Source organism: Deinococcus seoulensis (assembly GCF_014648115.1).
GTDB classification, from domain to species: Bacteria; Deinococcota; Deinococci; order Deinococcales; family Deinococcaceae; genus Deinococcus; species Deinococcus seoulensis.
On sequence record NZ_BMQM01000067.1, the window covers coordinates 1 to 5076 of the forward strand.

A 5076-nucleotide genomic window follows, 5' to 3' on the forward strand; every position below is an offset into this window, starting at 1 on the left:
AGGCTCCTACCCAGGCGTTCTGAGCGCCGATCCGCCAGCCGGTGTCATCGTGATGCACGAACGGTGCCTGCTGGATCTGTGTCTGCAGCGCATCGACGTGGGCCGCCAGGGCGCTGCCGTCAGCTGCAAGCCGCTGTGCGGCTTGCGTGATCGCACCCTGCGTGATCTGGAGGCCGCCGAGGAGGTCCATGACCCGACCGATGCGGCGGACCGGGAGGCCCAGCTCATGATGCAGGGTCTGCAGGGTGGCGTGTAGGACGGGACCGAGTCGATGGGCAGTCGCACCGACCTGATCGGCTTTCAGGTCGGGATGGTCACCACGCACCGCGTGGTGACACTGCGGGCACTCCATGACGGGCACGTGGTACTCGGTGACCTGCATGGCGTTCTGGGGCACGAGTTCCGTGACCCAGGCCTTGTCATGACGGGTGAAGATCAGCGGGCCCGTGAATCCACAGCGAGGACAGGTGTTGGGGGTGTCGACTTCCACGGTGGCCGTGATCTGCTCTGGCGTGGGCGGGGTCTTGTGGGCGAAGGTACCTTCACCAGGACGGCGTCCTGGTGATTTGGGATCGGCGGTGCGCTTCTCCCGGCTGAAGGGGGCGGCGTACTTGCGTTCCCGCCGTTCAAGTTCTTCGATGCGCTTCTTCAGGCGGGCGATTTCCGCTTTGAGGGCTTTGTTCTCGGCGATCAACTGGTCGATCTGCTCGGACTGACGACGGATGATCTCGAAGAGATCCTTCTCAGTCGCCCCAGTGCTCATGTACAGCATGGTAACGGCAGGCGTGCCCGGCCGGAAGCCGCGTACCCGGGCGACCGCTAATCACAGACGGATTGAGGACGGGTAGATCGATCGGTTGGTCATTGACCTCCCACCATCGTTCAAGGGCCTGCATCTGCCAGTAGGACGTGAGTCCTGGTTCCTCCTCGTCGTCTATGGCCGGGAGTTGATCCAGTTCCCACGCCAGCATGTACACCTGCCACTCGCGCTGCACGAAGAAGGGAGGCAGGTTCTCCAGGGCGGCCAGTCGCGTGAGGGCGTCCTGCGCCTCCTGACGGTCAGCGTCGGCTGTCAGACAAACGAGATCGGACATCGGCACCAGCGCCGCGTCGGACGCCGTGAGCAGTCGCGCCTCCGCGAGGTCTCTCACGTCCGCCACCGATAGAAACATGGTGGGCCAGCCGGCCAGCACGGCCGACCAGCTCAGCGATAAGAAGGCGTCATTCACGGCGTCACCATAGCGGTCCGACGGTTGTGAGGATCAGCAGCACATCGAACGCGCCTCGAGAGGGTTGATGTCCTGCCCGACGGGGCATCAACGGCGTTGGCTCAGGTAAGCCTGAAGCGTCACGCCACGCCCCCACAGGCGTTGTGGCGCATGATGGCCATGACTCCCATCAAAGGTCCCCCTGGAGGCTTCATGCGTAGACCACGGCCGTTCACGCTTACCCGACCCGCCCTGCTGACCTGCGCCCTGATCGGCGTGACCCTGAGCCCGTCCGGGCAGGCTGGCAGTGCAGGCGGCCCACCGTCCCCGCTGCGGCCACTCCTGGGGGACTGGCGGGGCACGCTGGAATACCAAGACTATGGTGCAGACCGCCGCGTGCGCGTGCCGGTGCAACTACGGGTGACCGGGGAGAACAACGCGACCCGCTGGCTGTTCCGGTACGACGACTTCGGTCTGACGGTCAGCAGTGACGAGCGTCACACCTGGCAGGACGGCACGTACCGGGTCGTGACGGCCGGGCAGGCAGGAGCGCAGGTGTACCGCGGAAACCTGAACACCCTGCTGACGGACGGAGTGGCAGTCCTGCTCGGCACGCAGCAGGAGAACGGGCGACCGGTGCAGGTGCGCCGGACGCTGAAGCTCACGGACCTGACGTTCGAGACCCTGACGGAAACCAGGGAGGCGGGGCAGCCGTTCCGTTTCCGGAACCGCAGTACCTACACCCGCTTCTGAAGTGGGAAGCTTGGCAACCCGGAGAATCTCACCACTGAATCGCGCCTGGCGGGGGCGGCCACCTCGAAGGCTCGGGCGGTTGCTGATATGCGATCCGTGGCGGCGTATGCGAGTGCCATGCGCGCTCAGGGTCTCAGTCTGCGCGCGGTCGCGGCACAGTTGGACGTGCATGGCTTCCGGACCCGACGGGGTGGACCCTGGAGTGCCGTGCAGGTCAAACGCGTCCTGGACAGGAGAAAACAGGACGCCGCCGAACCGGCCGCATAGGGTTGACCTGCCCTGCATACCGCTCTATAGTGAAGAAATCAAGGCGACCTTTGGGTCGCCTTCTTCGTTCTCCGGCTTCAGCGGTACACGCTGCGGATGTCGGCGGCGTCCTCATTGAAGGGCGGTGGCGTCTGGTCGCCCCGACCAGGACTGCCAGTGACCCTGACCGTGAGGTGTGCCGGAGCCTGCTCCTGTAGTTGGAGGGCCTCGGTCATCCTGGGAAGCTGAAGCAGGCGCAGGGCTCCGGGCGCCGCGAAGAGTTGAAGGGTGGCGGCCCTGCTCTGTGGCCCCGCCGTGTTCCGGGAGGCACCCAGCGTGCGGGCACTTGGGGCGTCCCCGACATCCAGGGTGTGCAGGCGGGGATGAGCGGCTCCGGCGGTGAGCAACGCCGCCAGCCCCGCGTCTCCAATCCCGCAACTGGCCATCCCCAGTGTGTCCAGTGTGGTGTTCCGCCCGAGGGCCTGCGCGACGCTGAAGGCGCCTGCGTCGCCCAGGTGATTCACGCTCAGGTACAGGCCCCGCAGAGTGGGGTGCTGCGCGAGGACCGCCGTGACCTCCGGCAGGATCGCGGGCGTCAGGGCATTCCCGCTCAGGTACAGGTACTGCAGGGACGTGTTCCCGGTGGCCAGGGCCTGCAGGATGACCCGGGCGCCCTCATCCCCGATGCCGGTGTGCACGACGTCCAGCGTCCGCAGGGTGGCGGTGTCCCGCAGCAGCCCCGCCAGGGTGTGGGCACCGGCGGGGCCGATGGGATTGCGTTTGAGCCAGAGTGCTTTCACCTGCGGTTGCGCCCGGATCGCCTCCGCGAGCGCTTCCGTCCCAGGCGCACCGATGAGGTTGCAGCCCAGGTACACCGTCCGCAGGGGGTGTTCCCGCACCAGCGCGGCCACGTGAGCCGCGCCGGCATCGCCGATCCCATTGGTGCCCAGCAGCAGGCTCTGCACGGCATTCGAGTGGCGAAGCGCCTCTGTGACGGCCTGGCAGCCCAGGACGCCGGCATCCTGCTTGCACAGGTCCAGTCGGCCGTCCGCCCGCAGGGTGCCGCGCGGGAAGATCTCGTCCGTGGTGATGGGCTGTCCGCTCTGGAGACGCTCCAGCAGTGGGGCGAACGCCTGCAGGTCAGGCGTGGGTTCTTCCTGCACGGGGCACTGGATCTGCACTTCAGGGTGTGACATGGTTGCTCCTCTCACCAGGGGTACGGGCGGTAATCCTTGAGAAACACGCCGTAGGGCGGCGTCTGCGGTTCGTTGAGGCCCACCACGACCGGATCGTAGATCCGGGCGGCCCCGTCGACGATGTCGAGGGGCGGTCGGAAACCCAGGCCCTCCATGCGGACGGCTTTCGGGTGGGGATGTTCGTTGGTGATCCAGCCCGTGTCCACGCTGGTCATGTAGATCCCGTCCGGGGCGAGGTCTGGGCCGCTCGTCCGGGTGAGCATGTTCAGGGCGGCCTTGGCCATGTTGGTGTGCGGGTGCCGCTCCGTCTTGCTGCGGCGCGTGAACTGCCCTTCCATCGCGCTGACGTTCACCACGAACCGCCGGGGGAACGGCGAGCGGCGCAGGAGCGGCAGCAGCCCGGTGCACAGCAGGAACGGCGCGGACGAGTTGACGAGTTGCACTTCCAGGAGTTCCCGCAGAGTCACATCCTGCAGGCGGGCACTCCAGCTGTTCTCGGGGCGCAGATCGATCTGCTGCCCGTCTGCATCCAGAGCCCCAGACGGGAAGTACGCCTGGAGTGCGGCGCTGCTCTCCTCCGCTCTCAGGAGGGCGGACGGGTTCAGGATCCGCAGACCGGCCTGCTCCTGCGGCAGGGCCTGCCGCTCCCCGTCGAGCAGGTGTGCGTAGAACTCCTGGGGACGGGCGATGGTCTGCGCGGCGTTGTTGATGAGGAGGTCGAGGTGAGGTTCCGTCTCGTGCATCTGCTCAATGAACGCCTGCACGCCCCGCAGGTCCCGGAGGTCCAGACCGTACAGCGCGAGGCGGCCCTGCCAGTCCGCGACGTCCGGTTCCTGCGCGTACCGGCGGGCGGCGTCCTGGGGGAACCGGGTGGTGACGATCACGCGGGCGCCGTCACGCAGGAGTTTGAGGGACAGGGCGTACCCGATCTTGACGCGCCCGCCGGTCAGGACGGCCGTGCGGCCCGTCAGGTCCGTGCGGGCAGACCGTTTGCGGGTATTCAGCGCACCGCAGGCCGGGCACAGGGCCGGGTTGGCCGGGTGCGCCACGGCGAAACGGTCCTTGCAGATGTAGCAGCGTGGCAGCGAGCCGGACCGCGGCACGTCGGCGGGTGGCACGGCCTGCTGGCGGGCATGTTTGCGCCCGGCGCGGTTGACGCCTGCCACGAGCGTGCGGAACTCGGCCCGGTCATCCGCGAGGGCCGGGTCACGCAGGACGGCCCGCAGGACACGCTGCGCGGCCTCCCAGTCAGTCGGGGTGGGGTCTGTGGTCATCGGTGGCCTCAATGGGTGAGGAGCAGCCAACGTTGTGCAGACGCCAGCCGCTCCTCGAGTCTGAAGCGGAATCGAACCGCCGACCTTCTGCCTGCCAGGCAGATGCTCTTCCCCTGAGCTACCAGACCGTTCCAGCATAGCCGAGGAGCGCGGCCGGGCGCAGCGCAAAGAAGCGAGGCCGCACCTTTGCTAGGTGCGGCCCCGCTTCGCGGATCGTCCGGAGCGGAATTGAACCGCTGACCTGCGTCCTGATGGGACGCCGCTCTTCCACTGAGCTACCGAACGGGGTGACGCTGGAGTTGGAACGAAAGTTTCCACCCAGGTGCCAACATGTCATACGGACTCCGATTAAATAGATTATAGTTGCGGCATCAAACAGATCCCTCTGACCGCCCCTCT

At 67.0% G+C, this 5076-nt stretch carries 6 protein-coding genes and 2 tRNA genes; 2 read left to right on the forward strand and 6 right to left on the reverse strand.

The window, feature by feature from the left end; genetic code table 11:
* Positions 1-763: IS66 family transposase (locus IEY70_RS20535; protein ID WP_229778131.1), on the reverse strand; the 763-nt coding region annotated here is incomplete at its 3' end.
* On the reverse strand, positions 744-1229 hold the full coding sequence (locus IEY70_RS20540; RefSeq protein ID WP_189066893.1) for a DUF2247 family protein: 486 nt from the start codon (positions 1227-1229) through the stop codon (positions 744-746). The genes IEY70_RS20535 and IEY70_RS20540, both read right to left, overlap by 20 nt.
* A gap of 192 nt (positions 1230-1421) precedes the next feature.
* Here IEY70_RS20540 and IEY70_RS20545 point away from each other — a divergent pair, with 192 nt between their 5' ends.
* Both IEY70_RS20545 and IEY70_RS20550 read left to right on the forward strand, forming a co-directional pair.
* Positions 1422-1961: a hypothetical protein gene (locus IEY70_RS20545; RefSeq protein ID WP_189066894.1), complete on the forward strand. Its 540-nt coding sequence runs from the start codon at positions 1422-1424 to the stop codon at positions 1959-1961.
* Positions 1962-2078: 117 nt separating this feature from the next.
* Positions 2079-2228 carry a recombinase family protein gene (locus IEY70_RS20550; protein WP_229778132.1) on the forward strand — a complete coding sequence of 50 codons (150 nt, stop codon included), beginning with the start codon at positions 2079-2081 and terminating at the stop codon, positions 2226-2228.
* A 77-nt stretch (positions 2229-2305) separates the two neighbouring features.
* Here IEY70_RS20550 and IEY70_RS20555 read toward each other — a convergent pair whose 3' ends face one another.
* From IEY70_RS20555 to IEY70_RS20570, 4 genes are all read right to left on the reverse strand, one after another.
* Entirely contained in the window at positions 2306-3403 is a 1098-nt protein-coding gene (locus IEY70_RS20555) for a leucine-rich repeat domain-containing protein (protein WP_189066895.1), read from the reverse strand.
* An 11-nt stretch (positions 3404-3414) separates the two neighbouring features.
* Positions 3415-4677: an SDR family NAD(P)-dependent oxidoreductase gene (locus IEY70_RS20560; RefSeq protein WP_189066896.1), complete on the reverse strand. Its 1263-nt coding sequence runs from the start codon at positions 4675-4677 to the stop codon at positions 3415-3417.
* A gap of 56 nt (positions 4678-4733) precedes the next feature.
* A tRNA-Ala gene (locus IEY70_RS20565) sits at positions 4734-4805 on the reverse strand.
* 85 nt (positions 4806-4890) lie between these two features.
* Positions 4891-4962: transfer RNA gene (locus IEY70_RS20570), tRNA-Asp, on the reverse strand.
* Positions 4963-5076 lie beyond the last annotated feature (114 nt).